We start from the raw sequence: 17,859 nt of genomic DNA, 5'->3' as shown, positions 1-17,859 counted from the left end.
AGCTCCGGACGATCGCGACAGAAATACAGACTTTAGGCTATTCCGAGTCCGGCCCCAAAAAAACACTATAGGTCCTCCTGAGTGGAGAGCCTTATGACCAGCAAGCAAACCCCTATCAACAGCGGATTCGACGGTGCGACGACAGCCACACAAGCTTTGGCGGGTAAAGATTTACACGGTATGACCGCTATCGTTACCGGCGGCTATTCCGGCATTGGCCTGGAGGCCGTGCGGGTATTGGCGGGCGCAGGCGCGCAAGTGATCGTTCCTGCACGCGATGCGCTTAAAGCCGAGCGCAACCTACGCGGGATCCGCGGCGTTGAACTGGCCAGCCTGGATTTGTTCGACGCGGCCTCTATTGACCGCTTCGCCCAGGACTTCCTGGCGTCCGGGAGGGCGTTGCATCTTTTGATCAACAGCGCGGGGATCATGGCTACCCCACTGCAAAGGAACGCCAACGGCCTGGAAGCGCAGTTCGCCACCAACCACCTGGGTCACTTTCAGCTGACCGCCCGCCTGTGGCCGGCCTTGTGTAAAACAAGCGGTGCGCGCGTGGTGACGGTGTCGTCCCTCGGGCATCGTTTGAGCCCCCTGCACTTCGAAGATCCCCAATTTGAACGCCGTGCCTATGACAAGTGGCTGGCCTACGGTCAGTCAAAAACCGCCAACGCGCTGTTCGCCGTGGCGCTGGACCAGCGTGGCCGGGCATGCGATGTGCGCGCGTTTTCGGTACACCCCGGTGAAATCCTCACTGACCTGCTCCGTTACCTGGACAAAGACGACCTGGCGTTCGTCGGCGCGCTGGATGAACACGGGAATATTCGCCCGGCCAGTCATTACAAGAACCCTGAACAAGGCGCCGCGACGATGGTGTGGTGTGGCGTCAGTCCCCAACTTGAGGGGCTGGGCGGCCTGTACTGCGAAGATTGCGATGTGGCCGCCCCCGCTCACGATGAACGCGGGCGCAACGGCGTCTATCCGTGGGCCGTCGACCTGGAGCACGCCGAGCGGTTGTGGGCCTTGAGCGAACGACTGTGTGGCGTCACGCTCTGATCGTCGGTGCCCACCAACGCGGCAACAACTGGCGCACCCGCGCCTCGCCGAACCGGTCATCGATCAACATCACCACGCCCCGGTCCTGCTGGCTACGGATCACCCTGCCCGCCGCCTGAACCACTTTCTGAATGCCGGGGTACAGGTAGGTGTAGTCGTAACCTGCGCCGAAGATCGCGCCCATGCGCAGTTTCATCTGTTCGTTGACCGGGTTCAGCTGGGGCAGCCCGAGGGTGGCAATAAAGGCACCGATCAAGCGAGCGCCGGGCAAATCAATGCCCTCGCCGAATGCGCCACCCAGTACGGCAAAACCGATGCCCTGGCTGTGCTCGGTGAACTGGTCAAGAAAGGCCTGGCGCTCGGCCTCCGTCATGCCGCGTGACTGCTGCCAGAGCACGATCCGCGGATGTCGTTCGCCGAGCAACTGCGCCACCTGCTGCAGGTAATCAAAGCTTGAGAAAAACGCCAGGTAGTTGCCAGGCTGTTGGGTGTACTGGTGGGCGATCAGCTCAACGATGGGTTCCAACGAAGCGTTGCGATGCACGAAGCGTGTGGAGATTGCATCGACGATGCGCACCTGCAGTTGCTCGGCCTTGAACGGTGACTCCACGTCGATCCACGCAGTATCCGCCGGCAGGCCCAGCAAGTCGGCGTAGTAATGACGGGGGCTGAGGGTGGCGGAAAACAGCACACTGCTGCGGGCCGCGGTCAATCGCGGGCGGATGAACTCGGCGGGCACCACGTTGCGCAGGCACAAGGTAGAGCTGCTGCGTTTGCCACTGAACTGGCGCTTGCTGATATCGAAAATAAAGTGCTCGTTGAACAGCTCGGCAACCTTGGCAAATTGTAGCACCTCGAAATAAAACGCTTGCAGGTCGCCACTGAGTGACTCGGGGTGCGCGTTGAAATAGTCGCCCATGGCGCTGGCGCACAGGGTCAGGGCCTGCAACAGTTTTTCGGGTCGGGCGGCGTAGGCCTGGTAGGGCGCGAGCTGGCCCTTGTGCAGCGCGTTCCACTCACGGTTAACGCGCTGCAACGGTTTCTTCAAGGCTTCGGGCGCGGTGTCCCGCAGGGTCTTGAGGCTGTACTGGTCAAGGCTGGCGCTGTACATCGAACGGGCACGTTCGACCAGGTTGTGCGCCTCGTCCACCAACACGGCGGCGCGCCACTGATTGAGCTGTGCGAGGCCAAACAGCATGGCGCCAAAGTCGAAGTAGTAGTTGTAGTCGGCGACCACCAGGTCGGCCCAGCGCGCCATTTCCTGGCTCAGGTAGTAAGGGCAAACGTCATGGGCCAGGGCGACGTCGCGCAGGTTTCGCTGATCGAGCAGGCGCACCTTGGACGCGGCAATGCGCGCGGCGGGCAAGCGGTCATAGAAGCCTTGGGCCAGGGGGCAGGAATCGCCGTGGCAGGCTTTGTCCAAGTGTTCACAGGCTTTGTCCCGTGCCACCAGCTCCAGCACGCGCAATGGCAGGCCGGGGCTGCTGGCGTGTAGCACTTGGGCCGCATCCAGGGCGAGCTTGCGGCCGGGGGTCTTGGCGGTGAGGAAGAACAGCTTGTCCAGTTGCTGGGGCGCCAGGGCCTTGAGCAAAGGGAAAATCGTGCCGATGGTCTTACCGATACCCGTCGGCGCCTGGGCCATCAGGCAACGCCCGGTGATGACGGCCTTGTACACCGACTCGGCCAGCGAACGCTGGCCAGGACGAAACCCGGCATGGGGAAAAACCAGGGTGTGCGCGGCGTCGTTGCGCGCTTCGCGATGCTGCATTTCCTGCTGGGCCCAACCGAGGAACAGCGCGCATTGCTGATTGAAGAACGCCTCCAGCTCAGTCGCTTGAAAGCGTTGGTTCAGCACTGTCTCGCCTTCGCCGACGATATCGAAGTACACCAGTGCCAGGTCGATGTCCGAAAGGCCGAGTTTCTGGCACATCAGCCAACCGTAGATTTTGACCTGGGCCCAATGTAGTTGGCGATGGTTGGCGGGCTGGGCGTGGAGGTCGCCGCGATAGGTTTTGACTTCTTCCAGACGGTTGGCGTCCGGGTCATAGCCGTCCGCCCTGCCCCGCACCTTGAGCTGCTGGTAGTCGCCTTCAAGCGCGACCTCATTCTGGTAGTGCTTGCTGCGCCGTGAAGCGACGGTGCGGTGGCCGACAATGCCTTCCTGGGCGCTGGGGGAAGGCGTAAAGCGCAGGTCCAGGTCACCGACCTTGGCCGTGAACTCGCACAGTGCACGCACGGCAACGCTGTAACTCAAGCGGACTCTGCCCAGCGCACATAGCAGACCGTCACCGGCATCTGGTATTCACCGCAGAACTCCAGCCAGCGCAACTGGTTGTCTTGCAGGCGATCGCCAGGGCCCTTGACCTCGATCATGCGGTAGGTCTTTTGCTCGGGCCAGAACTGGATCAGGTCGGGCATGCCAGTGCGGTTGGCGCGGATGTCCAGCAGCAGCCGTTCAAACCAGTAATGCAGGTGCTCGGCGGGCAGGCACGCCAAAGCCTGTTCCAGCAGCTCTTCGCTAAGCAGGTTCCAGAACACAAAGGGCGACTGGATTCCCCACTTTTCGCTATAGCGCTGGCGGATGGTGGTTTTATAGCGCTCGTCCTGCAACTGCTCGAAACAACCGGCGAACAGCGGCGCGCGGCGCTGGTGGAAGTCCTCACTGTGCAAATCTGCGGGGCCGCGCTGGAATGGGTGGAAAAACGAACCTGGCAGCGGCGCAAAGATCACGTCCCAGCACAGCAGGCCGAACAGCGAGTTGATCAGTCCGTTTTCAACGTAATGCACCGGCCCATCGGGCTCGCTGAGGTGAGCCTGCACGCAGTACTCCACCGACATCAACGGCTCGGGCAGCGTCAGGGCCAGATCCAGTCGCGTGACCGGTCGGGGCTTGGTTTTGGGCAAAGCCGGTTCGCCCAATTTGCGGCGCAGGCGTGGCAACACACGCAACACGTGTTGCTGCTCGGCGGCGCTTTCCGGCATGTGTTGAGCGGCGTAAGCCAGGGCAATGGCCTGGGTGTAATGCTCCTGGCGCTCCAGCACGCGGATCAGTCGCGCGCGGGCACCTGGGTAGGCGCACGCGCGATAAATCTGCTCCGCCAAACCCAGTTCCGCATTGCGTTCACAGTACTGGCCCACTTGGAACAACAGCTTGGCCCGGCGTTTTTCCAGCCAGGGGTTGTCGGTGTTCAGGGTGGCGATGCGCACGAGTACCTCTTGCAACGCCTGGCCCGTTTCAAAAGCTTGCTGGCACTGGTGCAAGAACAAAAATCCGTGCACGTCGTCACGGCTGCGCAACCCCCGGGACTCGGCACAGAATTCGACTTTTTCATAGGTATAGATGCCAAGGTCGGCCAGCACGAATTCTGACCAGTCCTGATGCAGGTTGCCAAAGAACATCAGGCGCAGGCGGTCGCACAAATCCATCACGGTGAGGCTGTACAGCGTGTCAGCCAGGGCGGGGCACCAGGTGGCGAAACTGCGGCTGTCGGCAAACTGCGCCGCCAACCCCTCCATCCAGTCGGTTTTCCTCGCTTTGGGTTGGTCGATCCAAGGCTTGAACGTCGCGAGAAGTTCGCCTTTCTGCAACAAGGCGAACAGCTCTTCAAAACCCAGCAGGCATTGATCATCTACCCAACCCAGTGCCAACAACGGCCCGGCAGCGGCGTGCGGACAGCCGATCTCGAGGTAATTGAGCTTGCCCGCACGAAAATGCACACCCTTGCGCATCACCATGCGAACCAACAACGCTTGGGAGGCCTGCGGCAACCTGTCAAATTGCTGAATGAAATGCTGTTCGTCCGCATCGAGCAGATCTGCATAGCGTTGCCCCAGCCAATGCAGGACCTGGCGGAAGTTATGCAGGTAATAGAGCGGGTCTTCGAGGGGATTGGCCATGGCGCACAGCGATCAAGTACTGGTTATGCATACAGAGTGCCGTCGCAGATGCCAGGTTGCAATCGGTAATAGATAAATGGCGCCTGCAACTTTTTGCATAAAAGTGATCAGATGGGTGAGTCGATGGCGTAACATTTGTCGCCCGCGGCCTCTGGCGTGGGACTTTTCAGGGTTAAGGTAAGGGTTATGAACATGAAGAATTTGAGTCTGCCACTGGTTGCACTCACTTTTCTGGTATTGGCCGGTTGCGCGACGCAAACCGTGGTGACGCTGCAAAATGGCACACAGTATTTGACCAGGGACACCCCAAAAACCAAGACTGCCGACGGCTTCTACGAATTCACCGACATCGCCGGCAAACGCATCCGTGTCAAAGCCGACGACGTAGCCACCGTGCGCAAAGAAGACTAGGCAACGCAGGTCAAATGTGGGAGCTGGCTTGCCTGCGATAGCGGTATCTCAGATACATAGCCGCTGCATGACACTCCGCCATCGCGGGCAAGCCCGCTCCCACAGTGGATTGCATTCCAGCTCCGGCTGATTTCCATCTCCCCCGACAAACCCCCAGCTACAACCGCGGCCCAAACGCCTCATCCACCTTCGCCAAATCCGTATCCCGCAGATTCCCCGCGTAATAATGCAACTTGGTCCAAGCCATCAAATAGTCATACCGCGCCTGCGCCAGGTCACGCCGGGTGCTGTACAGCTGCTGCTCAGCGTTCAGCGCATCCAGGTTGACTCGCTCCCCCCCAAGGATGCTCTGCTTGGTCGACACCACCAGCGCTTCGGCTGACACCAGCGCCTTCTGATACGCCCGCAACTTGCTCACCCCCGACAGGCACGCACTGAACTGGCGACGCAGCTCGATCAGGGTTTCGCGGGTCTTGCCCTCCAGTTCGTACTCGGCCTGCTCCATGGCGCGGCTGGCCTGGCGGGTGGACGCCGAGATACCGCCACCGGCATACAGCGGCAGGCTGACTTCGACGCCGATGGTGTTGGTGTCATAGCGTTGGTTGTAGGTATTGCCGCTGTCGGACTCCTGCTGGCGCGAACTGGCATACGCCGTGACCTTGGGCAAATGCCCGGCGCGGTTGCGCTCCACGTCGTAACGGGCCACTTCCAGGGCCTGGCGCTGGGACGCCAGTGTGGGGTTGTTGCTGATCGCCAGTTCATGCCAGGTGTCATAGTTGGCCGGGGTCAAGGTGAACGCGGCAAAGCCCTGGTTCAAAGGGGCCAGGTCATTGATGTTGACGCTTTGCACGCCGATCAATGCACCCAGCTCCCGCAAGGACGCGTCCTGTTCATCCATCGCCTGGATTTCTTCGGCGGTGGCCAGTTCGTAGCGCGACTCGGCTTCCAGAATATCCGTGCGAGTGCCCTCGCCCTGCTGGAACAGGTGCTGGTTTTGCTGGAACTGCTGCTCAAAGGCCTTCTTCTTAGCGCGGGCGATGTCGATCTGGTCCTGGGCAAACAGCGCCTCGGTGTAATACGTCAGCACCCGCACCAGCAGCGCCTGGCTCTTGTCGCGAAAACTTTCATCGGCAAACAGCGCCTGGGCCACGCCTTTGCGGTAGTTGGCGTAGGCCTCGTAGTCGAAAAGCGGCTGTTGCAGGCTGAAGGTAGAACCGTAGCTGTTGTAGTTGCGGTCGTCGTGATAATTGCCGCCGCGCCCGTCCGGCAAGGTGGCCTGGGAATTATTGCGACCCTTGTTGTAGTTGTACGACAGCTTGGGCAACAAGCCCGCACGGCCGATGGCGCGATTTTCAAGGCCGGCGTCACGCTCCTTGATAGCGCCGAGGAACACCGGGTCGTTACGCAAGGCCTGCTCGTACACATCGAACGGGCCCATCGCGGCCTGGGCATTGGCGCAGGTCAATAGCAAGGCGATAAACACAGCTTTCATGTCTATTCCTCGGTCAACGCGGAGCCGGCGCGGTCGAGCAGCGGCTTGAACAGGTAATTGAGCAACGAGCGCTCGCCGGTACGCACGAACATCTCGGCGGGCATGCCTGGCTTGATCACCAACCCATGGAGTTTTTCCAGTGCCGCTTCGCTGACCGTGGTGCGCAGCACGTAATACGGCGCGCCGGTTTTTTCATCGAGCATCTGGTCGGCGGAGATCAGGCTCACCTCTCCCGGCACACGCGGTGTGCGGCTCTGGTTGAAAGCGGTGAACAGGATATCGACCGGCAGGTGCGTCCCCACTTTGTCCACCAGGTGCACCGGCAAGTGCCCTTCCACTTCCAGGCGGGTGTCCTGAGGCACGATCTCCAACAGGGTCTCGCCGGCGCGCACCACGGCACCGATGGTGTGCACGCTGAGGTTGACCGCGATGCCATCCGCCGGGGCGTTGATTTCGCTGTGTTGCAGGTCGAACCCGGCTGAGGTGAGTTGCTGTTCCAGGGTCAGGCTGCGCAGTTGTGCGTCGGCCAATTGGCTGCGCACTTCCTTCTGGTATTCCTCGCTGTGCTGCTGCAATTTCAGGCGCGATTCGAGGATGCCCTGCTCCACGCGGCCACTTTCGCCGGTGTTCTGCGCCAAGTCCTGTTGCACCTGGGACAACTGGCGCTGGTACTCCATCAGGCGGTTGCGCGGGATGTAACCGTTGTCGGCCAACGGTTGCAGGTTGCCGAGTTGGTCGCGCAGGGATTGGGCCTGCGCCGTCAGGTCGCTGCGGGCACGGCGCATGCCGTTCAGTTGCGCAGTGGCGCCTTCAATATTGGCACGGATGCCGGCCTGTTCGCGGGCAAACGCTTCGCGACGGCTGCTGAACAATTGACGCTGGCCTTCCAGTACCAGCGCCAGGGCGGGGTCGGGATTGGCGCCCAGCTCGGCAGGAAAAGTAATGCGGGTTTGGTTGTCACGCTCGCTCTGCCAACGCGCCACGCTGGCCCAGGCCATGCGGTATTGGGCTTGCAGTGACTGCACGTCGGCCTGGTGCTGGGTCTGGTCGAGACGAAACAGTGGCTGGCCTTGTTTAACCGTTTCACCCTCCTTCACCAGAATCCGGCTGACTACACCAGGGCTGAGGGTTTGCACCGCTTTGCGCTTGCCGGATACCACCACCGTGCCCTGTACCGGAATGCCCTGGTCCAACGGGGCCAGGCTGGCCCACAGAAAAAATCCGCCCGCGCCGACTACCGTCAGCAACCAGCCCATCCGGGCGAAGAACCCGGCGTCGCGCTCTTTGAAACGCGGTTCAAAAGTGATGCTGCTCATGCGCCTGGATTCCTTCCGGCCTGGTACTGACGACTGAAACTGACGCCGGTTTTTTCCTTCGGTGCTTCCTGCTGACCCGACAACGCCCGCAGCACCTCCTGGCTCGGCCCGAACGCCTGCAAATGCCCTTCACTGAGCACCAGCAGCTTATCGGCCTGGGCCAGCGCCGAAGAGCGATGGGTCACCAGCACCACGCTGCTGCCCTGGGCTTTCATCTGCACGATGGCGCTGGCCAGGGCGGCTTCGCCGACGGTGTCGAGGTTGGAGTTGGGCTCATCCAGCACGATCAGACGCGGCCCGCCATATAGCGCGCGGGCCAGCGCCACCCGTTGTTTCTGGCCGCCGGACAGGCCGCCGCCGTTGTCGCCCAAAAGGGTGTCGTAGCCCTGGGGCAACCGCAGGATCAGTTCATGCACGCCCGCCTGCTGCGCGGCGCGCACCACTGATTCGGGATCAGCTTCGCGAAAGCGCGCGATGTTGTCGGCGATGCTGCCGCTGAACAGTTCGATGTCCTGGGGCAAGTAGCCGATGTGCGGCCCCAGGTCGTCGCGGTCCCAGCGATGAATATCCGCGCCGTCCAGGCGCACGGTGCCGGCCAGCGTCGGCCATACCCCCACCAACACACGCGCCAGGGTGGATTTGCCAGAGCCCGACGCGCCGAGCACACCGAGCACTTCACCGGCGCCCAGGTTGAAACTGACCTGCTGCAAGGTCGCCACACGCTTTCCGGGCGGGCCCGCACTGACCTGTTCGAAACTGATTTGGCCGAGCGGCACCGGCAATTTCATCTGCTCGACTTCCGGAGGAAACTCGCGCAGCAACTCATCCAGCCGCTGGTAGGCCAGCTTGGCCGAACTCCATTGCTTCCACACCGCAATCAACTGGTCGATGGGGCTGAGTACCCGGCCCATCAGGATCGAACCGGCAATCATCATCCCGGCGGTCATATCCCCCCTGATCACCAGCAACGCGCCGAGCCCCAGCACCAGCGATTGCAGGCACAGGCGCAGGGACTTGCTCAACGACGTGACCACCGAACCGGTATCACTGGCCTTGTTCTGCAGGCCAAGGAACTGCGAATGCACCGCAAACCAGCGTTTGCGCAGCGCGCCGAGCATGCCCATGGCCTGAATGGTCTCGGCATTGTGCAAGTGGCTGGTGGCCAGTTGCGTGGATTGCTGGGAGTAACCGCTGGCCTCCCCCAACGGTTTTTTGGTGAGGTATTCATTCAGGCACGCCAAGCCTATCAGCAGCACGGCACCGGCGGTGGCCAACACGCCAAGCCACACATTGAACAGGAAGATCACGAACAGATAGATGGGAAACCACGGCGCATCGAAAAATGCGAACAACGCAGGCCCCGTGATGAACTGACGAATATGGGTCAAATCGCCCAAGGATTGCCCGGCATGCCCCTGGCCGCGTTGCAGGTTGCGTTCAAACGCGGCCTTGTAGACGCGCAAGTTGAAACGCCGCTCCAACTGGCTGCCGATGCGGATCACGATAAAACTGCGGATCACTTCAAGCAGGCCAATAAACGCAAAGAAACCCACGACCATCAGCGTCAACATCACCAGGGTGGTTTCATTCTGGGAGGACAGCACGCGGTCATACACTTGCAGCATGTAAATCGACGGCACCAGCATCAACAGGTTAATCAATGCAGTGAAACAGCCAACACTGATCAAAATGCTCTTGTATTCACCCAGCGCCTTGAATAACGGCGCGACGGCATGGGACTTAGCCATGATTTCTGATCTTCCCTGAACCCAATTGCGCGCAAAAGTTGCCCTTGCCCCGACGCACAGGGTGGCCAACTAATAAAATCAAGTTATAAACTTATAACAACAACTAAGGTGTGCGTTGCAATACAACTTCCAGCCCGGTGGGCGTGCGACCTTTATATTCACCTTCTTTCTGGCGGTTCAGGTGGGTAATCCCGCTGCCCTCGGCGTTCATCAGCCAAATTCCGTCCGGTGTCGGCGACCAGCTCAGGGGCTTGTCGCCCAGCCATTGCTCGACACACGCCACGTCGCCACCCAAGGCATTGGCCTGCTCCAGCAGGTCCAGCGCGCACACCCGATCCTGCTGGTGCAACTGCCAATGGCCGGCCAACTGGGCGGTGGTAGGTAATACAAGACTGCTCGCCATTGCGTGGGCTCCTGCCGACACGAACATCACCTGCAACACGCAGGCGATCAATTTGAAAAAACGCTGCATCGCTGTGCTCCATCCGTAAAGCGCGACGCCGAGGCGCCGCGCCCGTGTATCACGCTACGATGTCGCTGACCGCTGCCTGGCCGACGGTGGTGACGAGGAAGTCCGCCACGCCGTGCCCGGAGAAGTCCACGGCCAAGGTGCCCAGGTTGGTACCTGCGGCGTAGGTCAGCACAGCATCGCCGGCATGCCCGGTGAAGGCATTGACGAAGGTCAGGCCTGCACCCTTGGTGATGCCGGAGAGGTCGATCTTGTCCGAACCCGAGGCAAAGTCAAAGATCTTGTCCGCAGCCCCTGGCTTGGAGTCGGAACTGGCACCGAACACAAAGGTGTCGTTGCCGGCGCCGCCCCACAGCTGGTCCGCACCACCGCCACCGTAGATAAGGTCGTTGCCGGCCCCGCCCTTGATCACGTTGGCGGCGTTGTTACCGATGATCAGGTCGTTGCCCGCGCCACCGAAGGCGTTCTCGAGGGTCACGCCCTTGGCGATGGACACGTTGCCCACCAAACCACCCACGTCCGAGAACGAAGCCTCATTGAGGTTGATCTTCTGGTTCTGAGTGAAACCGGAGAAGTCCAGGGTGTCGTTGCCACCACCGTCCCACACCGAGAACACCAGCTTGTCGGCATTGGACGAAGCGCTGAGGAAATCACGCCCGGTGTTGGAGTTGAAGCCGTAGGTGGTGTCGCCGGCACGGGTGTTGTAGTTGGCGCCGTAGAGCTTCTGGATCGCGGCAATGTCGTCGATCAGCGGCCCGGACGCGTAAGCCTCGACGCCGCCTTTGCTGAAGTTCTGGTTAGTGTTGCTTTCGCTCCAGTAGCTCATCAGGCTGTAGCCGCGCGTGTCCTGTCCATAGGTCGCGTCGTTGTAGGTCGGGTTGCCATTCCCGGCGTTGTAGTCGCCAGGGTGAGCCAGGCCCAGGGTGTGGCCGATTTCGTGGGTCAGGGTTTGCCGGCCGTAGTTGTTCAGGTCCGGGGTCTTGTTGGGCGTGTAGCTGTTGTTGGTCAGGTACCACGAGGTGCCGTCGTAGCCTGCGCCGGTGCCGGGCAGGTAGGCGAAGGCCGCCGCGCCGTCCTGGCCGCTGCTGTAGTTGCCGAAGGTCATGTGGCCGTCACCGCCGGTGGCTTTCTCGGTGAAGGTGACATTGGCCACGTCCGCCCAGGACTGCATGGCCAGTGCGGCCTGTGCTTTCTGCTGGGTGTTGAACTGACTGAAGCCCGAGATGCCATGTTTGTTCATGGTGCTCGAAGAGGCCGAGGTCAGGAAGGTGTAGGTCAGGTCGATCTTGCCGTTGCCGTCAAAGTCCCGGTACGCGGCGCCGTCGCGCAGCAGCTGGGTGGCTGCCTGGTCAACGGTGTAGGAGGGTTTGCCATTGACCGTGAGGTTGCCGCCACGGTCGTACAAATGGCTGAAGCTATCGATTTGCGAGTAAGCGGTGCTGGCTTGCGCCGCCGACACGATAGCCTTGTCTTTTACTTTTGACATAAACGTACTTCCTTGTTTGCAAGTGCATCAGTCTTTGATCGATAGGAACCCCGCGGGCGAGATCGTCCTATCACTCGCCTCTTTTGAAGGCGTCACGAAACTGACACAACTTGAAATCTTTCGTCTACATCTTTTCCAGCGTTAGAAATCAGCCTGCCTTCAACTCAACTAAGTTCAGTGCCGTGTTTATTGGACAGCCTTGGTTTTGTCCGACAAAAAACAGCGCGCAGTTATTTAAATATTAAATAGCGCTAACGCCGCGCAAGTTGAGCGGCGCTGTTAATTAATGGATCCACTATATTGCCAGGGTGTCATTGACAACATTAAACAGCCATTACTTGCATTAATAACTGCGCTTGCCCCCTATTACCGGGACATACTCCACCCTGTCTCGCGTAGTACTGCCAGCAATGTATCGCCACTCAGGCCAGGCACCCGGACACCGTCATCAGTGACCATGTCCTCGCCGGCCAGGATCGCATTGACGATCGCCTCTTCCACCGCCTCTGCCGCCGCGCTGAACAGCGGCGAAATGTGGTCGTTGTTGACCATCTGCAGCGTGCTGCTGAACGGCAGGCCTTTGCGCCCGTAATCCGCCGCTGGCAAATCCCGGTTACCCGTGGAAAACGCCAGGAACAGGTCACCGCTGGAATCCTCGGTGCCGCCGCCGGTACGCGCAATGCCGATGGATGCGCGCTGCGCCAGTCGCTGGCATTGGTGCGGCAACAGCGGCGCGTCGGTGGCCAGGATCACCACGATCGAGCCCATGCCCGGTGTGCCTTGCTGGGCAAACGGCGAGGAAATCTCCATTAGCTGGCGCCCCACCGGGTAGCCATCTACCCGCAGTTCCTGGCGTTTGCCATGGTTGGCCTGCACCAGCACGCCGACGGTCCAACCGCCCTGCTCCGCCGACAAACGTCGCGAGGCCGTGCCGATGCCGCCCTTGAATTCATGGCAGATCATTCCGGTGCCGCCGCCAACTGCACCTTCCTGCACTGGGCCGGTTTCGGCGTTGTCCACGGCTTCACGCACGTGCTCAGGGCCGACGTGCTGGCCCCAGATATCGTTGAGCAAGCCGTCATAGGTTTCCATTACTACCGGCATGCACCAGTACACCGCCGGGTCTGCCAGGCGCTCGCGCTCCAGGGCAATCAGGCTGTCGCGCACAATGCCAATGCTGTGGGTGTTGGTGATGGCCAGCGGCGTGGTCAACAGCCCCGCTTCGCTGATCCACTCAAGGCCAGTGGCATCACCATTGCCATTGAGCACGTGGTACCCGGCAAAGCACGGTTGCTGCCGTGCCTCCCCGGCGCGCGGCTGAATCACGCTGACGCCGGTACGCACGTGCTTGCCGTCGATACGCGTGTTGAGCGTGCTGTGGCCGACCCGAACCCCGGGCACATCGGTGATCGCGTTCCACTCACCGGGCGTGCCCAGCCCCAACGTGATGCCCAATTGACGTGCGCGCATAACCACTCCTTACAATTTCTGGAAGACCGGACTCGACCGGCCACTGATGCAATACAGAATCACCGACAGCGCCAGCAAGCCGATGATGATCATGATGTCGCGGATCGAGGCTGCCGCCACCAGGGTGACCAACAGATAGCCCGCACCCAGCACCGCGAGCAACGCCGGCAGCGGCCACAGCGGCATGCGATAGGGATGCTCGCGATCACGCAGCAGCACGCGGCTCGTCAACGCACTCAACGCCACCACCAGGTACACCAGCATGATCAGCAACACGCTGAAGGAGGTCAGGTCGGCCAGGTTGGAGCTGAAACTCAGCAGCGCCGACGGGATCGCCAGGAACAGCGTAGCCAACCAGGGCGAATCCCAGCGTGGGTGAATGCACGTAAAGAGCTTGTTGATGCCTGGCGTCCACAGCGCATCGCGCCCGCTGCTAAACACCACGCGGCCGATCTGGATCACGATGGCGACAATCGCGTTGAACACCGACAGGAAGATCCCGGCGCTGACCAGGCGCGACAAGGTTTCATTGCCATGGCTGGTCAACAGGTAGCCGATGGGGTCTGGGCTGCTGATCATCTCACTGAGCGACGGCGCACCGATCAACAGTGCAGTGATTGGCACCAACTCGATGATCACCACCAGCCCCAGGGACCACAGCACCGCCTTGTGCACGCCCTTGCCGCCGCACTTCATGTCCTCGGCCAACAACACCGCCGGGCCGTAACCGTTGTAGGAAAACAGGCCGATGCCCACCGCGCCAATCACCAGAGCCCAGGGCGCCATGTGCAACACGCCGTTTTCGACGATTTGCGGCTGGAACAGCACGCTGGCCGGCTGTACGGGGTTACCGAAGCCAATCACCACGATCACCAGCAACGCCGCGATTTCCAACAGCAGGCAGGTGCCGGTGATCCAGGCATTCAGCTTGATATTGAGGATGCCCAGCGCGTAACTGCACACCACGATCACCAGGGCGACGGTTTGGGAATCGAACGTCGTACCCAGAGCGTTATTCAGGTAAGTCGCCGCGCCCGTGGCGAGCACCGGCGGGATAAACAGCAACATCACCAGCACGGTCAAGAACGTCGCATAGCCCGCCATGCCACCGAACACACGCTTGGCGTACACATATTCACCTCCAGCACTGTTGTGGGCGCGGCCCAGTTCGGCGTAGCAAAAGGCGAACATCAGCGCGAGCAACCCGGCCATCACAAACGCCAGGAACACGCCACTGCCGGCTTGCTGGATGGCAAAGGGCGCGATCACAAACACGGAACTGGCCGGGGTCACCGCAGATACGGTGATGGCGACCACATCGAAGACACTCAAGGTGGGTTTCAACACGCCGTCGGGCGCGGGGGAAGTGCTCATATCGTTATCCTCTGTCGTTGTTCTTGGTGTGAGGCAGAAACGAAAAATGATGTTTTTTCGGGATATCTTTCCCGTTGAATGATCACGAACATAAACATTGCGCTTATGTCAGCCAATTCCCCTATTGGCGTACTCCCCTTGACGACACCCGGCAAAAGCCGAACCCTTGACCGATCTTTTGCTGGTGGGAGCCATTGATATGAGCCTGTTCCGGGAAGTCGGCATGCACGCAGGCCTGGGCCGCACTGTCGCGCACATCGGCACCGAACGCTTTTGGAAACAACTGGTGCTGTTGTTGCACCAGTGCCTGCCCTTCGATAACGCCCTGGCGATCTTCTATCCGCTGGATGGCGCACCCCAGGCCCTGGAGGAATACGACGCCCAGCCCAGCAGCAAACCGGCGTCGATGCTGGTGTACCTCAATGGTTTGTATCTGCTCGACCCGTTTTTCCAGGCCTGTCGCGAGGGGTATGCCAGCGGCGTGTACCGCCTGGAGGAAGTGGCGCCGGATCATTTTCGCCAGAGCGAATACTTCCTCAATTACTTCCACGACAACGTGCTGGAAGACGAGGTGCAGTTCATCCTGCAATTGCCGGGCGCGGGGACGTTATCGCTGTCGCTGGGCATGCAGCGGCCCTTCAGTTTTGAGGAAACCGGGCTGATGACCACCGTGGCGGCGTGGGTATTGCCGTTGATGCAACAGCACTGGCAACAAAGCACCCGGCGGGCGCCGGCGATGGACAGCCAGATCAAGGATGCATTGAGCCAATTTGGCTGCGGCGTGCTGTCAGACCGCGAACTGGAAATCGCCCGCCTGGTGCTGCGCGGGTTTTCCTCCAAGGCCATGGCCGAACGCCTGAAGATATCGCCGGACACGGTGAAGGTGCACCGTCGGCATTTGTACGCCAAGCTGGATATCTCGTCACAACCGGAGCTGTTTTCGTTGTTTATCCAGTCGTTGGGGCATGATTTGGAAAACCCTTAGCTGTCAGTGAGATCGGCGGTGCGGCCGACGCAGCCTCGCTTGCGCTCGACAGCTGCTACGACTACGGCCGAGCCCCGTAGCAGCTGTCGAGCGCAAGCGAGGCTGCGTGAGGCCATCACAGCCACCAAACATCCCAAAGCGGATAATCATGAACGCGTTTCACCAATCCCGCGCGAATCGGATTACACACCACGTAACGCGCAAAGTCTTTCAAGTCTTCCTCACGCCGAACGCCACGATCATGATAGCCCTTCTGCCATAGCCGACCTTTGCGGCCTAAGGCACGGTTAACCGTCAAACTGCTGCGCGATTTAATTCGGCACATGAGTTCCGACAACGTCTTGTCCTGAAGCTGAACAAGCCAATGAATATGGTCTGGCATCACTACAAATGCCAACGAATCCACCCACTCATCTTCATGTGCCTCGCGCAGTTGCCGTACCACTAGGCGCCCCAACCACCAATCATCGAAGATGGGCTCTCGCCGGTCCACCACGGCTGTCAGCAGGTACACGCCACCCTCCGCTGAAGCTCTGCCTAGGCGCAAACGTCCAGACCTGTTTGATATGAGCATTCCTTGCTCCCTGTTCAATCAAAGGAGTCAAGGAAGCTACAGGCAAAAACGACTTAACAGCGAACCCAAGGCGCGACCAAATATTACCAATCAGCGCCCGGTACGAATGGTGTTCCACACCCGCGTACGCACCCGGTCGATATTCAACGGCATCGCCTCCAGCGCAAACAACTTGCCCATCATGTCCGGGCTCGGGTACACCTTGGTATCCGCCTTGATCGCCGGGTCTACCAGGCTGTCTGCCGCGCTGTTGCCATTGGCGTAGTGTACGTAGTTGGTGATGCTGGCCATCACTTCCGGGCGCAGCAGGTAGTTCATGAACGCGTAACCGGCTTTTTCGTTCGGGCCATCGGCGGGCATGGCGACCATGTCGAACCAGATCGCGGCGCCTTCCTTGGGAATGTTGTAGCCGATATTCACGCCGTTCTTGGCTTCCTTGGCACGGCTTTCCGCCTGCAGGATGTCGCCGGAGAAGCCGACCGCCACGCAGATATCGCCGTTGGCCAGGTCGGCGGTGTATTTCGAGGAGTGGAAGTACGCCACATAAGGTCGCACTTTCATCAGCAGCGCTTCAGCCTTCTTGTAGTCTTCGGCTTTCTTGCTGTGGTGCGGCAAGCCCAAGTAATTGAGCGCGGCCGGCAACAGCTCCGGGCCGTTATCCAGAATCGCCACCCCGCATTTCTGCAGCTTGGCCATGTTTTCCGGCTTGAAGATCAAGTCCCAGGAATCGACCGGCGCGTTGTCGCCCAGCACGGCCTTGACCTTGTCGATGTTGTAGCCAATACCGGTGCTGCCCCATAGGTAAGGAAAGCCATGGGCGTTGCCCGGGTCGTTGTTTTCCACAGCCTTGAGCAACACCGGGTTAAGGTTTTTCCAGTTGGGCAACTGACTCTTGTCGAGCTCCTTCAACGCGCCGCCCTGGATCTGCCGGGCCATGAAGTGGTTGGACGGGAACACCACGTCGTAGCCGGATTTACCGGTCATCAACTTGCCGTCGAGGGTTTCGTTGCTGTCGTACACGTCGTAAGTGAAACCGATGCCAGTTTCTTTCTGGAAGTTCTTGGTGGTGTCCGGCGCGATGTAGTCCGACCAGTTGTAGATTTTCACCGTCTCGGCGGCCTGGCTGATAGAGGCCACCAACATCAAGGGCAACAGGGCAATGGCTTTCATGGTTCGATTTCCTGGCGGTTTTAGGGCTGTTGTTATGGCAGGCGATCAAGGATCAAAGCGTTACAGGATCAATACATAGGTCTTGCGCACGGTTTCCTGGATATCCCAGATGCCCGTGCTGTTGGCCGGCAACATCAGTGCATCACCAGCTTGTATGTGGACGATTTCACCGTTATCAGGGGTGAAGGTGCAGCGGCCCTGGATGAAGTGGCAAAACTCCTGGGATTTGATCTGTCGACGCCACACGCCTGGGGTGCATTCCCAGATGCCGGTTTCGACGCCATCGCTGCGCTCAACGCTCAGGGTCGAGGCCACGGCGATGGGCTCGCCCAAGGGCACGGCCACCGGTGACGAGTCCGGCAAGTGGGCGTTCAGCGTGTCTTTGAATTGAGTGATGCTCATGGGTTTTCCCGT

At 60.3% G+C, this 17,859-nt stretch carries 15 protein-coding genes; 3 read left to right on the top strand and 12 right to left on the bottom strand.

Features of this window, described 5'->3' with window-relative positions; all coding sequences use genetic code 11:
* Positions 1–93: 93 nt before the first annotated feature.
* Positions 94–1,053, top strand: a complete 960-nt coding sequence (locus HU722_RS14430; protein WP_065880492.1) for an oxidoreductase — start codon at positions 94–96, stop codon at positions 1,051–1,053.
* On the opposite strand, the gene HU722_RS14425 is transcribed toward HU722_RS14430, so the two are convergent.
* Positions 1,043–3,307: an ATP-dependent DNA helicase gene (locus HU722_RS14425; RefSeq protein WP_065891001.1), complete on the bottom strand. Its 2,265-nt coding sequence runs from the start codon at positions 3,305–3,307 to the stop codon at positions 1,043–1,045. The genes HU722_RS14430 and HU722_RS14425 overlap by 11 nt on opposite strands.
* On the bottom strand, positions 3,304–4,950 hold the full coding sequence (locus HU722_RS14420; protein ID WP_065873137.1) for a VRR-NUC domain-containing protein: 1,647 nt from the start codon (positions 4,948–4,950) through the stop codon (positions 3,304–3,306). Before HU722_RS14420 ends, HU722_RS14425 begins: the two co-directional genes overlap by 4 nt.
* A gap of 186 nt (positions 4,951–5,136) precedes the next feature.
* On the opposite strand from HU722_RS14420, the gene HU722_RS14415 reads away from it, so the two are divergent.
* Positions 5,137–5,361, top strand: a complete 225-nt coding sequence (locus HU722_RS14415) for a YgdI/YgdR family lipoprotein (protein ID WP_065880490.1) — start codon at positions 5,137–5,139, stop codon at positions 5,359–5,361.
* A gap of 157 nt (positions 5,362–5,518) precedes the next feature.
* Here the strand turns inward: HU722_RS14415 and HU722_RS14410 are convergent, their stop codons facing one another.
* The 7 genes from HU722_RS14410 to HU722_RS14380 all read right to left on the bottom strand — a co-directional run bounded on the left by HU722_RS14410 (position 5,519) and on the right by HU722_RS14380 (position 14,716).
* Positions 5,519–6,853: a TolC family outer membrane protein gene (locus HU722_RS14410; RefSeq protein WP_065873139.1), complete on the bottom strand. Its 1,335-nt coding sequence runs from the start codon at positions 6,851–6,853 to the stop codon at positions 5,519–5,521.
* 2 nt (positions 6,854–6,855) lie between these two features.
* Positions 6,856–8,169 carry an HlyD family type I secretion periplasmic adaptor subunit gene (locus tag HU722_RS14405; RefSeq protein ID WP_065891002.1) on the bottom strand — a complete coding sequence of 438 codons (1,314 nt, stop codon included), beginning with the start codon at positions 8,167–8,169 and terminating at the stop codon, positions 6,856–6,858.
* The gene (locus tag HU722_RS14400) at positions 8,166–9,917 is read right to left on the bottom strand and encodes a type I secretion system permease/ATPase (RefSeq protein WP_065891003.1); all 1,752 of its coding nucleotides are present in this window, start codon (positions 9,915–9,917) and stop codon (positions 8,166–8,168) included. Before HU722_RS14400 ends, HU722_RS14405 begins: the two co-directional genes overlap by 4 nt.
* 103 nt (positions 9,918–10,020) lie before the next feature.
* Positions 10,021–10,389 carry an AprI/Inh family metalloprotease inhibitor gene (locus tag HU722_RS14395; RefSeq protein WP_065873142.1) on the bottom strand — a complete coding sequence of 123 codons (369 nt, stop codon included), beginning with the start codon at positions 10,387–10,389 and terminating at the stop codon, positions 10,021–10,023.
* A 49-nt stretch (positions 10,390–10,438) separates the two neighbouring features.
* Positions 10,439–11,872, bottom strand: coding sequence for a serralysin family metalloprotease (locus tag HU722_RS14390; protein WP_065873143.1), 1,434 nt, complete (start codon positions 11,870–11,872; stop codon positions 10,439–10,441).
* 366 nt (positions 11,873–12,238) lie between these two features.
* Positions 12,239–13,342 (bottom strand): DmpA family aminopeptidase, encoded by a 1,104-nt coding sequence (locus tag HU722_RS14385; RefSeq protein ID WP_065873144.1) that lies wholly within the window; start codon positions 13,340–13,342, stop codon positions 12,239–12,241.
* Between the two features lie 9 nt (positions 13,343–13,351).
* On the bottom strand, positions 13,352–14,716 hold the full coding sequence (locus HU722_RS14380; protein WP_065891004.1) for an APC family permease: 1,365 nt from the start codon (positions 14,714–14,716) through the stop codon (positions 13,352–13,354).
* Between the two features lie 199 nt (positions 14,717–14,915).
* Between HU722_RS14380 and HU722_RS14375 the strand changes: the two genes are divergently transcribed.
* Positions 14,916–15,701 carry a helix-turn-helix transcriptional regulator gene (locus tag HU722_RS14375; RefSeq protein WP_065880485.1) on the top strand — a complete coding sequence of 262 codons (786 nt, stop codon included), beginning with the start codon at positions 14,916–14,918 and terminating at the stop codon, positions 15,699–15,701.
* A 115-nt stretch (positions 15,702–15,816) separates the two neighbouring features.
* Here the strand turns inward: HU722_RS14375 and HU722_RS14370 are convergent, their stop codons facing one another.
* The 3 genes from HU722_RS14370 to HU722_RS14360 form a co-directional block, all read right to left on the bottom strand.
* A complete protein-coding gene (locus HU722_RS14370) occupies positions 15,817–16,275 on the bottom strand; it encodes an REP-associated tyrosine transposase (protein WP_065873147.1) in 459 nt (152 codons plus the stop codon).
* Between the two features lie 90 nt (positions 16,276–16,365).
* Positions 16,366–17,445, bottom strand: a complete 1,080-nt coding sequence (locus HU722_RS14365) for a polyamine ABC transporter substrate-binding protein (RefSeq protein WP_065891005.1) — start codon at positions 17,443–17,445, stop codon at positions 16,366–16,368.
* A gap of 60 nt (positions 17,446–17,505) precedes the next feature.
* Positions 17,506–17,847 (bottom strand): cupin domain-containing protein, encoded by a 342-nt coding sequence (locus HU722_RS14360; protein WP_065891006.1) that lies wholly within the window; start codon positions 17,845–17,847, stop codon positions 17,506–17,508.
* Positions 17,848–17,859: the final 12 nt, after the last annotated feature.

The sequence above is a fragment of the Pseudomonas tritici genome (genome assembly GCF_014268275.3).
Classification (GTDB): domain Bacteria; phylum Pseudomonadota; class Gammaproteobacteria; order Pseudomonadales; family Pseudomonadaceae; genus Aquipseudomonas; species Aquipseudomonas tritici.
Note: the sequence above shows the minus strand (reverse complement) of the source record. Positions and strands in the feature narration are given on the sequence as shown.

What these genes read in the sequence shown, in the direction of transcription:
- HU722_RS14395 (WP_065873142.1), bottom strand. Translation starts at nt 10,389, where the DNA reads ATGCAGCGTTTTTTCAAATTGATCGCCTGCGTGTTGCAGGTGATGTTC.
- HU722_RS14415 (WP_065880490.1), top strand. Translation starts at nt 5,137, where the DNA reads ATGAACATGAAGAATTTGAGTCTGCCACTGGTTGCACTCACTTTTCTG.
- HU722_RS14370 (WP_065873147.1), bottom strand. Translation starts at nt 16,275, where the DNA reads ATGCTCATATCAAACAGGTCTGGACGTTTGCGCCTAGGCAGAGCTTCA.
- HU722_RS14420 (WP_065873137.1), bottom strand. Translation starts at nt 4,950, where the DNA reads ATGGCCAATCCCCTCGAAGACCCGCTCTATTACCTGCATAACTTCCGC.
- HU722_RS14430 (WP_065880492.1), top strand. Translation starts at nt 94, where the DNA reads ATGACCAGCAAGCAAACCCCTATCAACAGCGGATTCGACGGTGCGACG.
- HU722_RS14410 (WP_065873139.1), bottom strand. Translation starts at nt 6,853, where the DNA reads ATGAAAGCTGTGTTTATCGCCTTGCTATTGACCTGCGCCAATGCCCAG.
- HU722_RS14400 (WP_065891003.1), bottom strand. Translation starts at nt 9,917, where the DNA reads ATGGCTAAGTCCCATGCCGTCGCGCCGTTATTCAAGGCGCTGGGTGAA.
- HU722_RS14375 (WP_065880485.1), top strand. Translation starts at nt 14,916, where the DNA reads ATGAGCCTGTTCCGGGAAGTCGGCATGCACGCAGGCCTGGGCCGCACT.
- HU722_RS14390 (WP_065873143.1), bottom strand. Translation starts at nt 11,872, where the DNA reads ATGTCAAAAGTAAAAGACAAGGCTATCGTGTCGGCGGCGCAAGCCAGC.
- HU722_RS14365 (WP_065891005.1), bottom strand. Translation starts at nt 17,445, where the DNA reads ATGAAAGCCATTGCCCTGTTGCCCTTGATGTTGGTGGCCTCTATCAGC.
- HU722_RS14360 (WP_065891006.1), bottom strand. Translation starts at nt 17,847, where the DNA reads ATGAGCATCACTCAATTCAAAGACACGCTGAACGCCCACTTGCCGGAC.
- HU722_RS14380 (WP_065891004.1), bottom strand. Translation starts at nt 14,716, where the DNA reads ATGAGCACTTCCCCCGCGCCCGACGGCGTGTTGAAACCCACCTTGAGT.
- HU722_RS14385 (WP_065873144.1), bottom strand. Translation starts at nt 13,342, where the DNA reads ATGCGCGCACGTCAATTGGGCATCACGTTGGGGCTGGGCACGCCCGGT.
- HU722_RS14405 (WP_065891002.1), bottom strand. Translation starts at nt 8,169, where the DNA reads ATGAGCAGCATCACTTTTGAACCGCGTTTCAAAGAGCGCGACGCCGGG.